This is a genomic window from Methylobacterium sp. Leaf123, assembly GCF_001423405.1.
In the GTDB taxonomy this organism is placed as follows: Bacteria; Pseudomonadota; Alphaproteobacteria; order Rhizobiales; family Beijerinckiaceae; genus Methylobacterium.
Window position 1 is genome coordinate 205,888 of record NZ_LMNS01000001.1, and the last position, 19,787, is coordinate 225,674.

Annotated in this window: 18 protein-coding genes; 11 read left to right on the top strand and 7 right to left on the bottom strand. The window is 70.5% G+C overall.

Annotated features, from left to right (window positions below):
- The first annotated feature begins 27 nt into the window (after nucleotides 1-27).
- Together ASF53_RS00970 and ASF53_RS00975 are read left to right on the top strand one after the other, a co-directional pair.
- Entirely contained in the window at nucleotides 28-420 is a 393-nt protein-coding gene (locus tag ASF53_RS00970) for a hypothetical protein (protein ID WP_056193787.1), read from the top strand.
- 174 nt (nucleotides 421-594) lie between these two features.
- Nucleotides 595-1,062 (top strand): hypothetical protein, encoded by a 468-nt coding sequence (locus ASF53_RS00975; RefSeq protein ID WP_056192459.1) that lies wholly within the window; start codon nucleotides 595-597, stop codon nucleotides 1,060-1,062.
- 21 nt (nucleotides 1,063-1,083) lie between these two features.
- Here the strand turns inward: ASF53_RS00975 and ASF53_RS00980 are convergent, their stop codons facing one another.
- Nucleotides 1,084-1,527 carry a DUF2147 domain-containing protein gene (locus ASF53_RS00980; RefSeq protein WP_056192461.1) on the bottom strand — a complete coding sequence of 148 codons (444 nt, stop codon included), beginning with the start codon at nucleotides 1,525-1,527 and terminating at the stop codon, nucleotides 1,084-1,086.
- A 173-nt stretch (nucleotides 1,528-1,700) separates the two neighbouring features.
- On the opposite strand from ASF53_RS00980, the gene rfbC reads away from it, so the two are divergent.
- From rfbC to rfbA, 4 genes are all read left to right on the top strand, one after another.
- A complete protein-coding gene (gene rfbC / locus ASF53_RS00985; protein WP_056192464.1) occupies nucleotides 1,701-2,252 on the top strand; it encodes a dTDP-4-dehydrorhamnose 3,5-epimerase in 552 nt (183 codons plus the stop codon).
- 133 nt (nucleotides 2,253-2,385) lie between these two features.
- Entirely contained in the window at nucleotides 2,386-3,444 is a 1,059-nt protein-coding gene (rfbB, locus tag ASF53_RS00990) for a dTDP-glucose 4,6-dehydratase (RefSeq protein WP_056192467.1), read from the top strand.
- A gap of 2 nt (nucleotides 3,445-3,446) precedes the next feature.
- Complete coding sequence (rfbD, locus tag ASF53_RS00995; protein WP_056192470.1) at nucleotides 3,447-4,337, top strand: dTDP-4-dehydrorhamnose reductase; 891 nt, start codon at nucleotides 3,447-3,449, stop codon at nucleotides 4,335-4,337.
- Between the two features lie 16 nt (nucleotides 4,338-4,353).
- Nucleotides 4,354-5,244: a glucose-1-phosphate thymidylyltransferase RfbA gene (rfbA, locus tag ASF53_RS01000; protein WP_056192473.1), complete on the top strand. Its 891-nt coding sequence runs from the start codon at nucleotides 4,354-4,356 to the stop codon at nucleotides 5,242-5,244.
- Nucleotides 5,245-5,380: 136 nt separating this feature from the next.
- On the opposite strand, the gene ASF53_RS01005 is transcribed toward rfbA, so the two are convergent.
- From ASF53_RS01005 to ASF53_RS01030, 6 genes are all read right to left on the bottom strand, one after another.
- Nucleotides 5,381-6,040: a hypothetical protein gene (locus tag ASF53_RS01005; RefSeq protein ID WP_200943159.1), complete on the bottom strand. Its 660-nt coding sequence runs from the start codon at nucleotides 6,038-6,040 to the stop codon at nucleotides 5,381-5,383.
- A gap of 69 nt (nucleotides 6,041-6,109) precedes the next feature.
- Entirely contained in the window at nucleotides 6,110-6,979 is an 870-nt protein-coding gene (locus ASF53_RS01010; RefSeq protein ID WP_056193790.1) for an efflux RND transporter periplasmic adaptor subunit, read from the bottom strand.
- A gap of 13 nt (nucleotides 6,980-6,992) precedes the next feature.
- Nucleotides 6,993-9,029: a preprotein translocase subunit SecA gene (locus ASF53_RS01015; protein ID WP_056192480.1), complete on the bottom strand. Its 2,037-nt coding sequence runs from the start codon at nucleotides 9,027-9,029 to the stop codon at nucleotides 6,993-6,995.
- Complete coding sequence (locus tag ASF53_RS01020) at nucleotides 9,022-11,169, bottom strand: PqqD family peptide modification chaperone (RefSeq protein WP_056192483.1); 2,148 nt, start codon at nucleotides 11,167-11,169, stop codon at nucleotides 9,022-9,024. The genes ASF53_RS01015 and ASF53_RS01020 overlap by 8 nt, the downstream gene beginning before the upstream one ends.
- An 11-nt stretch (nucleotides 11,170-11,180) precedes the next feature.
- Nucleotides 11,181-13,067, bottom strand: a complete 1,887-nt coding sequence (locus tag ASF53_RS01025) for an efflux RND transporter periplasmic adaptor subunit (RefSeq protein ID WP_056192485.1) — start codon at nucleotides 13,065-13,067, stop codon at nucleotides 11,181-11,183.
- 92 nt (nucleotides 13,068-13,159) lie between these two features.
- Nucleotides 13,160-13,456: a DUF3467 domain-containing protein gene (locus ASF53_RS01030; RefSeq protein ID WP_056192489.1), complete on the bottom strand. Its 297-nt coding sequence runs from the start codon at nucleotides 13,454-13,456 to the stop codon at nucleotides 13,160-13,162.
- A 323-nt stretch (nucleotides 13,457-13,779) separates the two neighbouring features.
- Here ASF53_RS01030 and ASF53_RS01035 point away from each other — a divergent pair, with 323 nt between their 5' ends.
- Genes ASF53_RS01035 through ASF53_RS01055 form a run of 5 tightly spaced genes read left to right on the top strand, consistent with a single transcriptional unit; the run spans nucleotide 13,780 to nucleotide 19,775 of the window.
- Entirely contained in the window at nucleotides 13,780-14,886 is a 1,107-nt protein-coding gene (locus ASF53_RS01035) for a methyltransferase (RefSeq protein WP_286134032.1), read from the top strand.
- Nucleotides 14,883-15,536, top strand: a complete 654-nt coding sequence (locus ASF53_RS01040) for a nucleoside/nucleotide kinase family protein (RefSeq protein WP_056192492.1) — start codon at nucleotides 14,883-14,885, stop codon at nucleotides 15,534-15,536. Before ASF53_RS01035 ends, ASF53_RS01040 begins: the two co-directional genes overlap by 4 nt.
- A gap of 29 nt (nucleotides 15,537-15,565) precedes the next feature.
- Nucleotides 15,566-17,953 (top strand): tryptophan 7-halogenase, encoded by a 2,388-nt coding sequence (locus ASF53_RS01045; RefSeq protein ID WP_056192495.1) that lies wholly within the window; start codon nucleotides 15,566-15,568, stop codon nucleotides 17,951-17,953.
- Nucleotides 17,950-18,825 (top strand): hypothetical protein, encoded by an 876-nt coding sequence (locus tag ASF53_RS01050; protein ID WP_056192498.1) that lies wholly within the window; start codon nucleotides 17,950-17,952, stop codon nucleotides 18,823-18,825. Before ASF53_RS01045 ends, ASF53_RS01050 begins: the two co-directional genes overlap by 4 nt.
- A gap of 17 nt (nucleotides 18,826-18,842) precedes the next feature.
- Complete coding sequence (locus ASF53_RS01055; RefSeq protein ID WP_056192500.1) at nucleotides 18,843-19,775, top strand: radical SAM protein; 933 nt, start codon at nucleotides 18,843-18,845, stop codon at nucleotides 19,773-19,775.
- Nucleotides 19,776-19,787: the final 12 nt, after the last annotated feature.

Sequence of the window (19,787 nt, forward strand, 5' to 3'; positions counted from 1 at the left end):
CGGTCTTCACAGCCGGATTTCATCCCCATGCGCCTTCCGATCCTTGCCGTCGCCGCCTTCGCCATCGCCGTGGGGAGCGCCGGGACATCGGAGGCGGCCAAGCGCAAGGTGCAGGTGCCGCACCGCTACGATGGCCGCTGGAGCATCGAGGTCGTAACCCTCGACGGCCCCTGCGACCGGGCCTATCGCTACGGGATCCAGATCCAGCGCGGCGAGGCCGTCTATGGCGGCGGCGAGGTCGGGATCAGCGGGCGCGTCACGTCGAACGGGACGGTGCGCGGCACCATCTCTAGCGGCAGCAACGCCGCTCAGGTGGTCGGACGGCTGTCGGCCAACGGGACCGGTGCCGGCCGCTGGTCGACCCTCGGCGACGGACCGATCAGCTGTAGCGGCAGTTGGAACGCGATGCGGCGCGGCTGATCTCGCCGCTCAGGCTATATCAGCGCGGAGCGGGCTCGGCCGATCGTCCTGTGGCGGCCCGGCGACAGATCAAGATTTGTTCTGCGCTGCGGCATGGGTGATCGGTTTTCGCCCTAGATCCGGCGTGATCTTCGGCGAACACTGGCGGCGTTCCCTACTCGTTCGAGGCGCCCCATGAGAGCCGTGATGAGAGCCTTGCCGTTCGTCGGTCTCGCCTTCGTCCTGCTCGGCCCCGCGGCCGAGGCGCGCCCGGCCCGGCAGCATGTGGCCGGCTCCGAGCATGCGGTTCTGGCGCCGCTCGAGGAAGCGGCCACGGCGTGCTTTGCCGAAACGGTGATCTCCAATCCGAAGGCGATGCGGCTCGCGCGGGACGGGCGCTGGTACGAGGCGGCCGGCGTGACAGGCTTCCTGTGTCGCCCGGAGGTCGATCGCATGGCGGTCGCCCATGACCGGATCTACGGACGCGGCACCGGCGCCCGCTACTTCAAGGGGGCCTACGCCCGCCATCTCGACAAGCAGCTCGCCGCCCGCCTGCAGCCTCTTCTGGAGACGAAGGCCATGGCGAGCGCCGAGCCGCCGGCCGAGAAGGCCGCGCTCATCGAGAGCGTGGTGGAATCCGCGCCCGGAAGCGCGGATCACTGAGCCGGGTCGGCGGGGTTTGGCTTACCGCACCCGCCGCCAGGTCTGGCGCTTGCACAGGACGCTGAGCACGCAACCCGCGACCTCGATGGTGTCCGGCCCCTTCGGCGTGACGCTGCCCGAATAGGTCTTGCCGTCCTTCGGATTGTAGAGACTGCCCTCGAAGCCGTCGCCGCTCGGGGTGCCGGCCTGCATGATCTGCACGCCGACGAGCTTACGCGAGCGGAGCGCCGGATCGGGGTTCTGCGTGTCGAGGCCACCGCCGGCGGTCGAGGCGATCACACCGCAATAGCCGCCGCCGCACCGGGCGATCCGTACGGTCGAGCCCGCCGTCTCCGTCTGCCACATCCCGGAGAGGTCCGAGGCCTTCTGCGCCAGGGCACTCGTGCCGGACACGGCGAGCAGCAGCGCCGCAGCGAAGGCGCGCATCGGGCGATGGCGTGAACGGTTGGCGCGCGGCGTCGTCATTCGAGCTTCCCTCCTCGCCGGCTGGGACCGCCGGCCGGGGCGAGCGGTAGTCAGCCCGCTACGGTTACGCAAGAAGCGGGGTATGATGCAGCATGACGATGCGGCCTTGACTTCGCCCCCTTCGCGCGGCCTACGCCCTCGGTAAACCGGTACGGACGGGTCAGGAGCGGTGGATGCAGGTGATCGATACGGAGATTCCGGCGGTCAAGCGGGTGATCCCGAAGCGCCACGGCGACGATCGCGGCTGGTTCTCCGAGGTCTACCGCGCCGACATCCTGTCCGAACATGGGATCGCCAACGCGTTCGTGCAGGACAACCAGTCCTTCTCCGCGCCCGCGGGCACGATCCGGGGCCTGCACTTCCAGGTCGCGCCCAACGCCCAGGCCAAGCTGATCCGCGTGCTGGCCGGGGCGATACTCGATGTCGCCGTCGATCTGCGCTCCGACTCCCCGACCTACGGCCGCCATGTCGCCGTGCGGCTCGATGCGACGGGCGGTGAGCAGCTCTTCGTGCCCGCCGGATTTGCCCACGGCTTCTGCACCCTGGAGCCGGACACCATGGTCGCCTACAAGGTCGACGCGTATTACAGCCCGGCCGACGACCGGAACCTGCGCTGGAACGATCCGGCGATCGGCATCGAATGGCCGGTGGCGGACACGGATGCGATCCTCTCGGGCAAGGACAAGGCCGCACCGCTTTTGGCCGATCTCGGGCGTGTGTTCTGATTTAAGGTACTGAAGTTGCCCGGTGGGGTGGGTTGAACCCGACCTCAGGTTGGCGTAGGCGCGGCCGAGCGTGGCCCGTGCCCATCCCGCGGAGGCCGACCCCGCGGACAGGAATTGGACGGAGTTGGGATCGATGCGCATTCTGGTAACGGGCGGCTGCGGCTTCATCGGCTCCGCGCTCGTGCTGCATCTGGTGCAGGATCTCGGTCACGAGGTGCTGACCCTCGATGCCATGACATACGCCGCCAACCCGATATCGCTGCAGCCGCTGGCCGACGACCCGCGCCACCGCCTGGAGCAGGCCGATATCTGCGATCCGGCACGGGTCCACGCGCTCTATGCCGAGTTCAAGCCCGAGGCGGTGATGCATCTGGCCGCCGAGAGCCATGTCGATCGCTCGATCACCGATCCGGGCGCCTTCGTGCGCACCAACGTCATCGGCACCCAGGTGATGCTCGACGGCGCCCGCACCCATTGGGAGAGCCTCTCCGGCGAGGCCAAGGCGACGTTCCGCTTCCTCCACGTCTCGACCGACGAGGTCTACGGCTCGCTGCCGCCTGACGCGTTCTTCACCGAGGAGAGCCGCTACGATCCGCGCTCGCCCTACTCGGCCTCGAAGGCGGCCTCCGACCACCTCGCCCGCGCCTGGCACGAGACCTACGGCCTGCCGGTTCTGGTGACGAACTGCTCGAACAATTACGGGCCGCGCCACTTCCCGGAAAAACTGATCCCGCTGATGATCCTGGCGGCGCTTGAGGGCAAGCCGCTGCCGGTCTACGGCGACGGCCTGAACGAGCGCGACTGGATCCATGTCGAGGATCATGCCCGTGGCCTCGTCGCGGTGCTGGAGCGCGGCCGGCTCGGCGAGACCTACCTGCTGGGCGGGCGCTCGGTGCGCAACAACCTCGAGGTGGTGAAGGGGCTCTGTGCCGCCTTCGACCAGCTCAAGCCCGAGAACGGCCCGCACGAGCGCCTGATCACCTTCGTCGCCGACCGGCCCGGCCATGACCGCCGCTACGCCATCGACCCAAGCAAGGCCGAGGCCGAGGTCGGCTGGCGGCCGACCAAGGTGTTCGAGGAGGCGCTGACGGAGACCGTGCGCTGGTACCTCGACAACGAGGCGTGGTGGCGCCCGATCCGCGAGGGCCGCTATTCCGGCGAGCGCCTCGGCCTTTCGGGCAAGAGCGTTTGATCATGGACATCCTGATCCTCGGCGGCGCCGGTCAGGTCGGCACGGAGCTTCAAGCCTTGTCCTGGCCCGAGGGCGTCCGCGTTCACGCGCCCGACCGCCGGAGCCTCGACATCACCGACGAGGCCGCCGTTGCGGCTGCCCTCGACGCGCGCGCCTACGCGGCGGTGATCAACACAGCCGCCTACACCGCCGTGGACAAAGCCGAGACCGAGGTCGCAGCCGCATGGCGCCTCAATGCGCTGGCCCCGGCCATTCTCGCAGCCGAGACCAAGCGGCGGGGCATCCCGCTCGTCCACGTCTCGACCGACTACGTGTTCGACGGCGCGGGGGAAGGCTTCTACGCCCCCGATGCGCCGGTGAACCCGCAAAGCGTCTACGGTGCCAGCAAGGCCGCCGGCGAGATGGCGGTGCGTTCCGGCAATCCGCGCCACGCCATCGTCCGCACCGCCTGGGTGGTGAGCCCGCACCGGGGCAACTTCGTAAAGACGATGCTGCGGTTGGCCGGTGAGCGGGAGAAGCTCACCGTAGTCGATGACCAGCACGGCTGCCCGACCTCCGCGGCCGATCTCGCCGGCGCGCTCGCCACGATCGCCCTGCGGCTGGCAGACGACGCGTCTGCACCCACCGGCACCGTCCACTGCGTCAATGACGGCGCGACGACGTGGTGCGACTTCGCCCGGGCGATCGTCGCGGGGTCGGCCCGGCGCGGCGGACGCTTGGTGCCGGTCGAGGGTATCCCGAGTTCGGCCTACCCGACGCCGGCCCGGCGCCCGGTGAACTCGCGCCTGTCCACCCAGAGTCTGACCGACGCCTACGGCATCGCGCCCCGCTCCTGGGAGCAGGCGCTCGACGACATCCTCGACCGGCTGGTCGGGCCGGTTCGCTCCCACTGATCAGGACGTGTTTCGTATGAAGGGCATCGTGCTCGCCGGCGGCTCCGGCACCAGGCTCCATCCGGCCACGCTGGCGATCAACAAGCAGCTCCTGCCGGTCTACGACAAGCCGATGATCTACTACCCGATCTCGGTGCTGATGCTCGCCGGCATCCGTGAGATCCTCGTCATCTCCTCGCCGGAGCATCTCGGCAACTACCAGCGATTGCTCGGCACCGGCGAGCAGTTCGGCGTCACCTTCACCTACGCGGTGCAGCCGCGGCCGGAGGGGCTGGCCCAGGCCTTCATCATCGGCCGCGACTTCGTCGGCACGGACGACGTGGCGCTGGTGCTCGGCGACAACCTGTTCTTCGGCAACGGCATGAGCGAGCTGCTCGCCAAAGCCCGCACCCGCACGAGCGGGGCGACAGTGTTCGCCTACCATGTCGATCATCCGGAGGCCTACGGCGTCGTCACCCTCGACGAAACCGGCCGCCCGATCCGGCTGGTGGAAAAGCCCAAGACCCCCGAAAGCCCCTGGGCGGTTACGGGTCTGTATTTCTACGACAATCAGGTGCTCGACATCGCCGCAGAGGTGAAGCCCTCCGACCGGGGCGAACTCGAGATCACCTCCGTCAACCAGGCCTATCTCGAACGCGGCCAGCTCCATGTCGAGCGAATGAGCCGCGGCTATGCCTGGCTCGACACCGGCACGCATGACAGCTTGCTGGAGGCGGGCGAGTTCGTGCGCGTGCTGCAGCGTCGGCAGGGGCTTCAGGTCGCCTGCCTCGAAGAGATCGCCTACCTGCAGGGCTTCATCGACCGCGAGCAGTTGCAGGCGCGCGGCGAGCTGTTCGCCAAGACCAGCTACGGCCAGAACCTGCTACGCCTCGCCCGAGAGGGCCGCCGGGCCGATCAGAGCTTCTGATCAACGCGCCTCGATCGCGTCAGAGCGAGAGGAAGCCATCCAGCGCACCGATCTTTCCGGAACGGTCGCGGTCTTGGATCGCTTTGCTTCCGAGCGATGACGGACGGAATGGCGTGTTGTCTGGCTTAGGCGCGCGTCAGCGATCGCTCTGAATGAGCACGGCGCCGGTATAGGTCTCGGCGACTTCGCAGAACGGCACGCCGCCGGCCGTCAGCACCGCCTCGACGGCGAAGAGCGGCTCGGCGGGCCCCGGCAGTCTGCCGGATTCGGGCCGCCACAGCATCGTCAGCGACCGGTTGCGCCGGCTCGGACCCAGCGGGCGCACGACGTGTCCGAAGGGCGCCTGCGTGCCGTCCAGCGCCGCGTTCATCGCGGGCGTCAGGCGGCTCGGGACGTACCAGTTGTCGGCCTCGGACAGGACGTGGGTGCCGCAGGTGAGTCGCACTCGGCGGTAGCGCACGGGCTCGTCCGGCCCCACGGCCAACCGCTCGCGCCGGGCGGCGCCGGGGGGCTTGTCCAGGCCGGGGACGCGCACGGCGACGATCCGCGGATCGGGACTGAGCCCACGCTCCGCGCACCACGCTTCGAGAACGGCGGTGGCGCTCGGCGCGGCGAGAAGGCGGGCGCTCAGCGTTTCGATCAAGGCGCGCGCCTCGGACCCATCCTGCGCCTCTCGGCTCGTGTCGGGGGCGACCTCGGAGGCTTGCGCCCGCGCGCTGCCCGCGTCGGCGGGCGGCACGGCGGCGCCAAGCGCCGCGAGCCCCACCGTCAGCATTCGTGTCGCCGTCCGCTCCATCGTGCAGCGCAATACGTCGGTGGCGGGCAAAGGTCCATCGCGCCGGGTGCCCGGTCCCCGATTCGCAGGCTACTTGGCGTCGGGGGGCAGGGCGGTCGCGAGCGGGCCGGCGGGGGGAAGCGGGAAGCCGACCTTGCAGCGCTGGCCGCCGGGCAGCTTGAAATCCGGGTTCGGCAGTTCGAGGCGCACGCCGAAGGTGCCGCTCGCTGCGTCGAACACCTGATCGACCACGCTGACCTTGGCCTCGTAAGCGCCGCCGATCGGCTGGTCGAGCATGACGGTCGCCGGCATGCCGAGCGCGATCTCCTTCCAGCGGGAGACCGGCAGGTAGGCCTCGACATAGAGCGGATCGAGCTGGACGAGGGTGAAGATCGCGCTGTCCTGGCGCACGAATTCGCCGGCCGACATCAGCCGCTCGGTCACGGTGCCGCGGATCGGGCTGCGAATCATCCGCAATTCGAGCTGCGCCTCGGCGCGCTGGAGTTCGATGCCGTTGAGCTTGTGCTTGAGGATCTCGGTCTGGAGGTCGCGTCGGCCGATCTCGTAATCGGCCTCGACCTGATCGAGCTTCTCCTGGGTGACGATGCCCTTCGAGAGCTGGTTCTGGCGTTCGAGGCGGCGCTTGTAGAGTTCGACGCGGGTCTGCTGCGCCTCGATGCCGGCGGTCGATTCCGCCTGCGCCCGCGACAGGGCGACGTTGGCCTCCTCCACACTCGAATCGAGCCGGGCGATGATGTCGCCGGCCTTGACCGTGTCGCCGCGATTGACCGGCACGCTCTTGAGGATGCCGAGCGTGGCCGAACCGATCTTCAGTTTCTGCGCCGGCTCCACCACGCAATCGACGCGGGTGTCCTGGGCGCGCGCTGCGCAGGCGGAGAGGACGAGGGCGGCGAGCGCCGCGCAGATCCGGGCGGGCCGCGTTCCAGCCAGAAGGGTCATCGCGAAACAGTCCTCACTCGGCATGGCCGGCAAAAGCCAGAATACGGTCCTGCATCTGGTCGGAATGCAGCAGGTCGGCGCGCATGCGCCCGTGCAGCCGCTCGGTGCGCAACTGCGCATGGCGCAGCAGGCGCGCGCCGAAGGCCCGGCCCCGATCGGGGCCGAGCAGCGCCATGATGCGGCGGGCGAGCCCGCGGCTGATGACGCTGCCATCCAGCAGCGGGTCGTCGAGGGAGAGGATCGCCTGGAAGCAGCCCGGCTCGCCCTGGCGCCCGCTGCGGCCGGCGAGTTGGTCGTCGATGCGCTGCGCGTCCTGGCGCTCGACCATGATGACGTGCAGGCCGCCGAGTTCGGCCACGCCGGGGCCGAGTTTGATGTCGGTGCCGCGCCCGGCCATGTTCGTCGCCACCGTGATGCGGCCGCGTTGCCCCGCCTGCGCCACGATGGCCGCCTCCTGGCCGTCCTGGGCGGCGCTGAGCACCGTGTGCGGCAGTCCGGCGCCGGTCAGATAGGTGCTCGCCCGCGCGGAGGCCGCCACCGAGCGGGTGCCGACGAGGACGGGGCAGCCGCGCGCATGGAGTTCGGCGATGCGCGCCGTCACCCGCCGCCACTTCGCCGCCTCGTCGGGCAGCACCTCGTCGGGGAGGTGGCGCCGCTGCACCGGCCGGTGCGTCGGGATGCGCACCACCGGCAGGCGGTAGACGGTCCAGAATTCGGCAGCGACGCCGCGGGTCGTGCCGGTCATGCCGGCGAGCCGGGGATAACGGCGGAAGAAGCGCTGGTAGGTCATGCGGGCCAGCGTCGAGCGGGCGCCGGAGAGGTCGCAGCCCTCCTTGTGCTCGACCATCTGGTGCAACCCGTCGCTCCAGCTCCGATCCGGCATCACCCGGCCGGTATTGGCATCGACGATCACCACCTTCCCGTCGCGCAGGATGTAGTGCTCGTCCCGGTGGAACAGGTGCAGCGCCGAGAGCGCCTGGCGCACCAGCCCCTCGCGGGTGACGCGCCCGCGCCAGGCCGAGGCCTCGCCGCGCCCGTCGCTCGCGGCGAGACCCGTGATCCGCTCGCGGCCGGCATCGGTGAGGATGATCCGGTGCTCGGCCGCCTCGATCAAATAATCCTCGGGGCTCTTCAGCGCCGCGGCGATCTCCATGGCGCGGGCGAGCACCTCCGTGCCGAACTGTGAGCCGGCCGGGGCGGAGATGATGAGCGGCGTGCGCGCCTCGTCGATCAGCACGCTGTCGGCCTCGTCGACGATGGCGAAGTGCAGGCCGCGCAGGCGGAGCTGGGCGAGCCGGCTCGCGCTCGTATGCAGGCTCTCGAGCTTGAGGCGCACGTCGCTGGCGCGCTGGCCCAGCGCGATGCGGTCGCGCAGGTAGTCGAAGGCCAGATCCTTGTTGGTGCAATAGGTGATGTGGCAACCATAGGCCTGCGCCCGCTCCGGCTGCTCCTGCTTCTCCTTGATGACGCCGACGGTGAGCCCCAGCGCGGCGTAGAGCGGGCGCATCTCCTCGGCGTCGCGCTCGGCGAGGTAGTCGTTGACCGTGACGACGTGGACGGGAAGTCCGGCCAGCGCCGCCGCGCCTGCGGCCAGCGTCGCCGTGAGGGTCTTGCCCTCGCCGGTGGCCATCTGGGCGACGCGCCCGTCGAGGATGGCGGCGGCACCCATCATCTGCACGCCGTAATGGCGCTGCCCCTTCACCCGTCCCGACATCTCGCGGATCAGCGCGAAGGCTTCCGCGATATCGGCATCGCGAAAAGTTTTCCGGGCACGCAGAGCCCCCCGGATCGCCTGGATGCGGAATTGCAGAGCCTCTTCGGACAGCTCGGCGATGTCGTCGGCCTGCGCCAGGGCGGCGCGGGCGATCCGCGCGTAGCGGCGGGCGGCCCAGCCCGCGAGCCCGACCCGCACGCGGCCGATCACCCGCGCGGCGGCCTGATCGAGCCGGCTCGCCTTGAGCGGCTTGCGCTCGGAATAGGCGCGGGCCGGCGGCACGCGGAAGGCGGCTCCGGGCGCCGAGCCGGCGGAAAGGGCGAGCGGGTCAGACACGGAACTGGCTCAGGAAGACCTGTCGCAGGCTGCGCAAGGCGCGCCACGCGATCGGCTCGGCGCCGTGATCGAACCGGATATAGACCCGCTCGCCGAGCACGTTGAAGGGGAGGCCGCCGGCAAGCTGGACGTCGAAGACGAAGATGCTCTGGAGCGCCACCGGCTTCTGCGGGTTGCTGGCATCCACCGCGATGATGCCGCCGCCCTGCGTCGCGAGGGCCATGCTCGGGATTTCCTGCTGCGCCCCCGGCACCTCCCGCAGGATCGAGCCGGCGCGCACCTCCTCCGGCTTCTCGGCCAGCCGCGCGGCGACACCCTGCGTCCGGTTGCGGATCAGGTCCACATCCGTCTGCGGCACCACAACCCGCACCACGGGGTCGTCGGCGGTGAGCACGTAGCCGATGCGCTCGCCCCGGCGGAGATACCGCCCCGGCAGATCGACGGCGCCCGGCACGATCAGCCGGCCGGCCTGGGACGCCCGCACGGTGAGGCCGGCCTGCCGCTCGCGGTAGACCCGCAGGATCTCCTGCGTGCTGGCGATCTGCTCGTTGAGAATCTGTGCCTGCACCCGGTCGCCGAGCCGGGCGGCGTCGTAGCGCAGGCGCAGTTCGACGAGCTGCGCCTCCAGCACCGCGACGCGGCTGTCGAGGCTCGGGTCTTCGAGCGTCGCAAGGGCCTCGCCGGCCTGCGCATCGCGGCCGGGCTCCACCAGCAGCGTGGTCAGGATGCCATCGGTCTTGGTGCGGATCTGCGTGTCGTCGGGCGCCCAGACGACGCCCTGTGCCATCGTCGTATAGGGCAGGGGCACCACGAACAGCAGGGCCAGCACCGCACCCGTCGCGGCGCTCGTGAGGGTCACGGCCCGGCTCCGGCGCCGGTTCAGCTTCGGATCGGTGAGGATGAATTTGAGGCCCTTCACGAGGGGCGAGACCACGGTGCCGAACAGCGCGAGCCCGGCCAGCAGCACGCCGAACACGAAGTACTGCGTGGCGATGAAGCTCGCGATCGCGATCGAGACGGTGGTGCGGTAGATGAAGGCGGCCACCGCGTAGACGAACAGCCAGGGCCGCTCGCCATCCGCGGTGACCGGACTCTTCGCGCCCTCGATCTTCAGGGCGTAGCGCTCGATCAGGTAGAAGACGTAGCGGTTGGCCCGCGAGCCGAGATTCGGGATCTCGATCAGGTCGGCGAAGATGTAGTAGCCGTCGAAGCGCAGCAGCGGGTTGCCGTTGAACAGCAGCGTCGAGACGCTGCCGATCACCATCACGTTGAAGGCCGCCGCCCGCACGAGGCCCGGCTCCGCCGTGGCCCAGACGAGGGCGGCGAGGCCCGCCAGGAACAGCTCGACGAAGATGCCGGCCGCCGCCACCATCATCCGCTGCCACTTGCTGGGGAAGGCGGCGGAGGTCGAGGCATCGACATAGGGCGCCGGGAACAGCACGAGCAGCATGACGCCGACCTCGTGCACTTCGCCGCCCCAGGCCTTGGCAGCGCAGGCATGCCCCGCCTCGTGCAGTGCCTTGATGACGGGGTAGAGGCACATCATCAGCGCGACGTTCTGCGCCGAGAGCATCTGGCCCGCCACGTCGCCCGTCAGCTCGCCCGCATGCAGCCCGGCCACGACGAGGCCGGAGATCACCACCGCGAGCCAGACCAAGAGCCCCCAGACCGAGAAGATCGGCCGGAAATACGGCGCGAGCCGGTCGAGCAGCGGGTCGGGGTCGAAGAGCGGGAAGCGCAGGGCCAGCGGGTTCTTCACCCGGGCGATCAGGGTGCGGCGCGCGGTCGATTCCGAGCGCTCGGCGAGTTCGGCGAGATCCGGCGGCAGGGCGCCCTGGAGCAGGTCCGAGCCGTGGAGCTGCGAGATCAGGCGGATCGTGTCGTCCTGGGTCGGCGGGTCATCCTCGTTGCGGCGCGCGGCCGCCTCCCACACCTCCTGCAGGGTGCGGCGCCCGTCCATCATGCACAGGATCAGGTTGGCGGCGGGCGAGAGGCGGTGGAAGCGCCCGGTCTGGTGATCCTGAAGGACGTACCAGACCTCGCCGCGAAAGCTCTGCCGGTGGATCTCGGCGTGGCGGCGCAGGCGCGGGCGCAAGGCCGCGACGCGGTACCACGATTGGCTGAACAGGGACTGGGACATGCCTCAACCCCTCACGGCCACCAGTGCCAGAGGGCGAGGCGCACCCAATCGACGATCGGCCGGGCCCAGACCCAGGCGAGCAGCCGCCGATCGACATCGACCTTGGCGATGCCCTCCATGCCCGGCCGCAGCCGGGTGGCCCCGTCCTCGATCCGGCCCTCGACCCGGAACAGGTTGCGGCCGTTCTTGGCCTCGGCCACGGGGGTGATGGTCTGGATCGTCAGGACTTGCGGCTGGTCGGGCAGGGAGGTCGCGAGCACGTGCCCGGTCTGGCCCTCGCGCAGGTCGGCGATCAGGCGCTCGTCCACGCTGAGCACGACGCGGTAGCTGTCCAGCGGGGCGATCTCGAACAGCACCTGTCCGCGGCTGATGGCGCCGCCGATGGATTGCGAGAGGTCGCCGGAGACGATCAAGCCGTCGAAGGGCGCGGTGAATTTCGAGCGGGCGATCTGCTCGTCGAGCAGGCGGATCTGCGCGTCGGCCTGATCGATCTGGCTCTTGACCACGTTGATCGTGGCGGGCTGCCGGGTGGCGAGCGCCTTGTCGTACTCGTAGGTCCGCTGCTGGCGCTCGGTGACCCAGCGCAGGCGCTCCAGGGCGAGATCGCGGTCTTCCAGGGCGGCGAGGAGGTCGCCCTTGCGCACCGTGTCGCCGGCGCGGTGCCCGGCGGTCTTCAGGTAGCCGTCATAGGAGGCCACGACGGAGCGGCGTACGAGGCCCTCGACGCGGGCATCGGCGGTCACGCGGTAATCGATCTGGATCACCGAGAGCGCCAGGACCACGGCCAGCACCGCGGCAAGGCCGAGCTTGAGCCCGGTATGGTTCGGGCCGAAAATCAGCCGCGCGCCGTTCATCACCGCGTCGGTGGCCTTCAGCACCAGCCAGCGGTCGTTCTGCCGCTTGTCTTCCAGCACCGGGCCGATGGCGGCGGCGCAGGCGCTCACCTGCTCCACCGTCTCCAGGCTGAACGGCTGGTCGGCGGGCCGCTCCAGGGTGATGGCGCCGACGAAGCGGTCATCGACGAGCATCGGCACGGTCAGCACCCGGCCGCCATATTGCAGGCGGGCGAGGTCGGCATGCGCCGTGGTGACGGTGGCCTCGTTCTCGGGCGGCGGGAACAGGATCAGGCTGCGCTGGTCGATCGCCTCGTTCATGCAGGCGCCGAGGCGCCGCACGAGGTTCATCTCGCGGCCGAACTGCGCCGAGTGCGAGATCGCGGTGATCCGGGCGCTTCCGCGCCGCGTGAAGCCGATCGCCGCGCGCTGGCAGGAAAAGGCGATGGCGAGGTCCGTCACCGCGGCGGTGCAGGCGGCGGAGAAGCGCGACTGCTCCAGCACCCCGGCGAGCAGGTCGAGGACGGAGCGCGAGCGGGCCAGCGTCCGGCGCTCGCCCCGCCCGACCAATTCGGCCTGCTTGGCGACGAGCCACGCGCTGCCCCACTGCACCTGACGGATCGCGCCGCGCAGCTCGTCCTTGTCGAGGCTGTCGAGGGCGAAGGCGGTGACGGCGAAACACGCATCGTCCAGAACCAGCGGCAGCGCGACCCACGCGCCCGACCCCTGCGGCGCGGCGCCCGGATGCGGCCCGGCCTCCGCCATCGCCTGAACGACCGGGCGGTTCTCGCGAAAGGCGGCCTCGGCGGTCTCGCGCAGGCCGACCTCGCACTCGGACTGGGCCGGGAAGACGGCGAGCGGGGCGAGCCCCACCGACGTGCCCGGAAGCAGGACGCAGGCCCGCGGGGCGCCGAGCATCGGCGCCTGGAGCGTGAGCCACGCTTCCGCCGCCGCCTGAAGCGTCTGGGAGGTCCGGAGCACCTGCCACAGGGCCGGCTCCAGCAGGGAGAGGCGCGCGGCCGGGCTCGCTGCGGACAAGCCCTCCACCGCCAAACGCTCGCTCATGGCCCCGGGATTCCTTGAATGACGGCGCTCAGGGTCTTGCTGGAGAAGGGCCGCACCGCCCCGCCGTTCGGCGCGGCGGTGGAGCCGGATGGTTAGGCGTCGAGGTCGAGGCGCCCGTGCCGGTTCTCGTACTCGGTCAGCACGCCGCCGAGGACGGAGTGGAGGCGCTTGGCCGCGAGCGGCGTGAGGATCACCCGGTTCGAGAGATCGACCACCACGCTCTCGGTCTCGGCGAGGTTCCAGGTCCGGTTGGTGCCGAAGAACAGATCCACCTGCTCGCGGGTGCCCTGCACGTTCACGACGTTGGCGAACTGTGTCGACATGCTGTCTTCACGCCATTCGATCGCACGCACCTGATCGGCGGTACCGGGCTTGCTGCTCTCGCTCACGACTGCTCCCTCATCTGCGCGCATCACCGCGCGACGTAACCTTGGGCTCCTTGCCATCACCGCCGGGCCGATGCCAGGCTGGAGCGCGAAGCCCAAGTCCTCGTCAAGACATTGCACGAATAAAGCCGTCGTTGAACGACGGCTTGCCTTGCGAACCCAGCGAAACCAAGTCGCCTTGCATTTATGGCACACAGGGCGATAGGAGCTATTGCACGGGTTATGCGATTCGATCACGAATGGAATGTGGCGTTGGCGATGGCCGCGAAGAAGATTGAGTTGACCCAGCGTCTCAATTCAAGGCTTCCTTCACCCCCGAGCTGTAATTGGATGTCTCTCCGCGGCATGTGCTCGGCTTCATGCTGATGCCGGCCGAGGGACGGCCTACGCCGGAGGTGCCGGGGCCGGATTTCCCGTTCGTGGACCATTTCCTCGAGAGCGAGGCGGCCGCGCAGGCGCTCACCTTCGCCCTCGCCTCCGGTCTGATCGACCGTCTCGCCCGCCGTTCGGACGTGGCGGCGGCGGCACTCGCCGACGCGTTCCGCCTCGATCCGCCGCGCTCTGCCTGCCTGATCGGCCTCCTCGTCGGCGCCGGCATCGCGGCCGAGCCCGCACCGGGCCGGATCGCCCTGAGCGCGGCGTTTCGCGCCGTGTTGCCCTGCCGCGACCTCATCGAGGCGAAGCTCGCCTTCGCCGCCGCCGCGTCCGAGGATCTGCGCCGGCATTTCCCCGCCTTCGTCGCCGACCTTCCCGCCTTCATGGCGGCCTCGCGCACCTTCGAGCTGTTCCGCTACGACCGCTGCTTCGAGATCACCCCGGAGAATCTCGACGCCACCCGGCGCTGGGTCGCCTACACCACCTGCCTGACCCGTTACGAGGCCGGGCCGTGCCTCGACCGGATCGAGCCCGGCCGGCACCGTCGCCTGCTCGATCTCGGTGGCAATAGCGGCGAGTTCGCCGCCCAGGCCTGCCGCCGCGCCCGGGCCCTGTCCGCGACGGTGTTCGACCTGCCCGTGGTCTGCGCGCTCGGCCGCGAGAACCTCGCGGACCGGGCCGAGGGCGCCCGCGTCACGTTCCAGGCCGGCGACATGCGGCGCGATCCCCTGCCCGAGGGGCACGACCTCATCACCTTCAAGTCGGTCTTGCATGATTGGCCGGCGGAGGAAGCCCGTGCCCTGCTTGAGCGCGCCGGTCATGCCCTGACGCCGGGCGGTCGCCTCGTGATCTACGAGCGGGCTCCGATGCGCCTGCACGAGCGCGCGCCCGGATACGTCCAATCCGCCGACCTCGTGTTCCAGCCCTTCTTCCACGAGGCCGACTTCTATGCCGAGGCGCTGGCGGCTCTCGGCTTCGTCGATGGCCGCGTCCGCAGCCTCGCGCTGGAGACGCCGTTCCACCTGATCGAGGCGCGCAAGCCCGGCGGTGCGCGGTGAGCACGCCCTTTGTGCTCGCCGTCAGCGGACCACCGGGCAGCGGCAAGACCACCCTGTCCCACGCCCTGTCGGAGCGTTTCGGCGGCGCGCCCGTGCTCGCCTACGACGCCTACGAGGAAATCACCGGCTGGCCGCCGGAGCGGGTGTCGGCCTGGCTCGCGGATGGCGCGCCCCTCGACGCGGTGCCGGTGCCGGGGCTCACCGAGGATCTGGCCCGGCTGCGGCGCGGCGAGCCGGTGCCGGATCGGGAGCGCGGCGGCACGCTGCGCCTGTCGCGGCGCGCGGCGCGGCCCGTGATCGTTCTCGACACCCTGCTCGGCCGGGCCCATCCCGGCACGGGGGCGCAGATCGACCATCTGGTCTGGCTCGATCTGCCCCTGGACGTCGCGCTGGCGCGCAAGCTGCGCAGCTTCACTGGGGAAGCGCGGCGCGATCCCCCCGCCGCCGCCGGATTCCTCGCCGCGCTCGATGCCTATCTCGGCCGCTACGAAACCCTGCTTCATCCGACTTATGCGCTCCAGCGCAAACGGGTGAGGCCTGCGGCCGACCAGATCCTCGGCGCCGGCACGCTCGCCGAGCACCTCGCGGCCATCGTATCCACCCTCGATTCCACCTTCCACGCCACCCTCGCAGCCGCGCCGACGGCGTGAGGGGCGACGCCTGCGGAGCCGACAACCCGATGTTCAGGTCCGAACGCTCCGCGCCTCCGCGCTTGGTTATTGCCGGCGGCGGTCCCGCCGGCTGGCTGGCGGCCTTCTATCTCAAGCGCGTCCTGCGCCGGGCCGGCTGGACCGTGACCCTCGTCGGGACGGCCCCGGCAACGGGCATATCCGTCGCCCTGGCGACGCGCCCGTCCTTCACCCGTTTCCTCAACGGGTTCGACATCGACGAGGCGATTGTCATGCGCCGCTGTGCGGCGACCTATCGGCTCSCCAGCCGCTACGACGACTGGTTCGTCCAAGGGGAGGGGCACTGGCACCCCTTCGGCGCCTGCGGCCCGCGGATCGCCGGCCGCGACCTGTTTCATTACTGGATGAAGCTTCGCGGCGCGGGCGCCGAGGAGGAGGCCGGGAGCTATTCGGACTACGCGCCTCAGGCGCTGATGGCGGCCGCCGGACGCGGCCCCCGCCCTGACGCGGCGCCTTCCTCGCTCACCGAGTCCGGCGAGTACGGCTATCACCTCGACAGGGCCGCCCTCGTCCGTTTCCTGCGCGAGTTGGCGCTCTCCGAGGGCGTGCGCGCGGTGACCGGCCGCGTCGGCGGGATCGAGCGCGATCTCTACGGCGATGTCGCCGCCCTCGTCCTCGACGGAGGGCAGAAGGTCGAGGGCGACATCTTCCTCGATTGTACCGGCGCGGCATCGCAGCTCATCGGCACCGCCCTCGGCGAGGCCTGGATCGCCGGCAGCGGCCCCGGCGACCGCCTGGCCCGCCTGTCCCTGCCGCGCTCGCCGGAGCCGCCGCCCTTCACCGCCTATCGCGGCCGGGCGGAGGGATGGACGGCGTCGCTGCCGCTGGCCGACCGCACCGAGCACCACTTCGTCTACGACAGCCGGGCCACGTCGCCGGACGCCGCGGCGGAGATCCTGCACCGCGCCTTCGACGGCGAGGGCGGTCTCGCGCATGCGGAGCTGCGATACGGTCGCCGCGCCGCGCCGTGGCAGCGCAACGTCGTCGCCCTCGGCGCCGCGGCCGGAGCCGTCGAACCCCTCGTCGGCTTCGATCTCGATCTCGTCCTGGCCGGACTGGAGGCGTTCCTCGCCTACCTGCCGCGGCAGGGGGAGGGGGGCGACGTGCTCCGCCGCGCCTACAACGCGCGGCTGAACCGCTTCCACGACGATGCCGCCGAGGCGGTGGCCGCGCATTACGTCCTCGGCCGGCGCCCGGACCGGTTCTGGGCGAATGCCCGCGCCGTGACGATCCCGGACCGGCTCGCCGACCGCCTCGACCTCTACGAGCTGGCCGGTCATGTCGCGCCGAGCGAGGAGGTTTTGTTCGGGGAGGGGGACCACTACCTGCTGTTCTCCGGAGCCGACTTCCTGCCCCGCCGGCCCTTCGCCCCGGTCGATGTCGCCGATGGCCGCGAGGTCGCGCGGCTTCTCGCCAGCATCCGCGCGCAATCGGGCGGGGTCGCGCAGGCCATGGCGCCGCATGCCCGCCTGATCGAGGCGCTGCACGGCCCGGCACCCGCCGACGCGCCCGTGATCCGCGTCGCGGCGGCGGAGGTGCCGTCCGGCCCGGCGAGCCTGCGCCGGACGCCGGAGGGCGCGCGCCTCGCCGATCTGGTCGCCGGCCTCGGCCAGCCCTTCGGCTACGAGCGCTCGGTGAAGGCGTCCCCGGCGGGATTGCAGACCGAGCGCTTCCTGGTCAGCCTGCACCGCAGCAGCCTCGGCCTGGCGCCGGGGAAGACGCTCGACGAACTCGCCGCGAGGCTCGGATTGCCGGAGCGGGAGCGCGCCGAGGCCGCCGGCCTGATCGCGGATGCGGACATCCTCCATCTCGGCTACGAGGACGGCCCGTCGGGCGCGCTCTACAAGCTCTACGTCGAATGGTCGTCGCGCACCGATGCGGCCTGGAGCGCCGCGGACGCGGCCGGGGCTGAGCCGATGCTGGTCCACCGCGCCTACAAGTGGAGGCCGGAGGGAGGCCATCCCCCCGTCGTCACCCTCTACCACTGGCCGCGGGTGCGCAGCCCCGACGAGATCGGGGCGCGGCTGACCCGGATCGCCGGCGCTTGGGGCGCGGCCGGCACCTCCGTGCGCGACACCGCACAGGCGCTCCTGCGGCTGGCGCAGGAGCGGGGGCGCGGGGCCGTCCACTATCTCGAAGCCCGCGAGGAGCCGGGACTGCGCCTGTCCTACGACCTCAACCTCTATGCCTGCGGCCTCACCGTGGCCGATGCGGAGCCGCTGCTCGGCCAAGCCTTCGTGGATCTCGGCACGTCGCCCCAGGCCGCGGCGGCGGTGCTGGGTGAACGGCTTCGGGAAAGTCTGGGGCATGTCGCCGGCGGCGTCGGGCGCGACGGACAGCCCTTCGTGACGGTCTATTCCGGTAAGGCGGGCGCGTGACTGGCCTCGACCCTGCACGGCTCGAACTGTCCGCGCCGGGCGACCGCTACGCCGATTACTGCCTGTGGGATTACGAGCCGGTCGGGCCGACGGCGGGACGCCTGCGGCAGGCGAGCCTGCTCTGGCACTCCCTGGCCTGCGCCGGCGCGGACTCGCGGCTGTTCGCAATCTGCGACGCCCTGCGCGACGGCCTCGGCCCCGGCCGCAGCGTCTGGGGCGCCAAGCTCCGGGACGGCGTCACCACCTGGGAGTTCTACTTCTACGACTACGCCCGGCTCGACCGCACGGTCTCGATCGAGCGCGTGTTGGCGATCCTGGCGCCGTTCGCGCCCTGCGGCCTGCGCTATGCGGGCGCGCGGCCCTACTTCATGTTTTCGCTCGACCTCGACGACGCCCTGGCCCGGGGCGAGCACGGCCTCGAGCGCCTCAACATCTATGTCGGCAATCCCGGCAGCAGCGTTTCGTCCGGCCTCAGCTACGGCCTCACCGCCGACGGCCTCGTCTTCGACAACCTCTACAGCTTCTTCGACGCCGCCCGCGAGCGCGACGCGATTGCCGCCAAGGCCGCCTGCTCGGCCCATTTCGACCTGCCCGGCCTCGATCTCGACGCGATCCTGTGGCCCGAACTGATGCGCTGCGGCGTCGTGGTCGTGGCCAACAAGCGCCTGTGCGACGGCATCTATTTCTCACGCGTCGGCATCGACGGGCTCATCGCCTTCCTCGACCGGCTGGCCTATCCACCCGCCATCCGCGACTTCGTGCGGTCGGAGCGGCGGCGCCTGTCGCATCTGCTGTTCGATGTCGGGATCGACTATGCGGTGATCGACGGCAGGCTGACGGTGACGAAGAGCGCGTATTACGGTCTGCTCTGAAGGGCTGAGACGACGCCATGGGACGCTACGACCACGCCGCCTACGTCTCCCTGACGATGGAGTTTCGCTGCAACCTCAAATGCGTCCACTGCATGATCGAGGGCACGATGGACCGGCTCGCGCCGGAATCGGACGCGCATTTCGACGAGATCCTCGCGCTCAACGCCCGCGAGCGGCGCTGGACCGGCCTGATCCTGACGGGCTCCGAGATCACCCTGCGGCGCGACCTGCCCGAACTCGCCCGGCGGGCGCGGGCCAGCGGCTTCGCCCATGTCCGCATTCAGACCCACGGCATGCATCTCGGCCAGCCGAGCTACTGCCGCCGGCTGGTCGAGGCCGGCATTGATGAGTTCTTCGTCTCCATAGCCGGCAGCGATGCGGCCAGCCACGACGCGCTCACCCTGGTGCCGGGCTCGTTCGAGCGCGCCCTTCGCGGCCTGGAAACCCTCGACGCGATGGAGGGGGTCGAGACCCTCACCAACACCGTGGTGACCGAGCGCAGCTACCGCCTGTTGCCCGATCTCGTCACGCGGCTCGGGCATCTCGAGCGCCTGACCCAGATGGAGTTCTGGGTCTATTTCCCGATGTCCGAACGCGACGAGAAGGGCCTCGTCGCGCGCCATGCCGACGTCCTGCCTTACTTGCGCGAGGCGGTGCTGCGGGCCCGCGCCCTCGGACGCGCCGTCGAGGTGAAGAACTTTCCCGAATGTCTGTTGGGTGATCTCGGCGACGCGCTCGTCAACGGCCAGCCCGAGCTGCACATCGATCCGGATTTCTGGCGGGAGTTCGGGCGCAACGGCTTCTATCAATGCGTCCATCGGGAGGTCTGCACCTCCCGCGAATGCCTGGGCCTCAACACGGCCTACATCGAAAGATTCGGCCTCGAAGCCGACCTCGTGCACCCGTTGCCCGCCCCCCGGCGGCAGGCCTGGAGCCGGTCTCCGGCTTGAACCGGTGGTGCC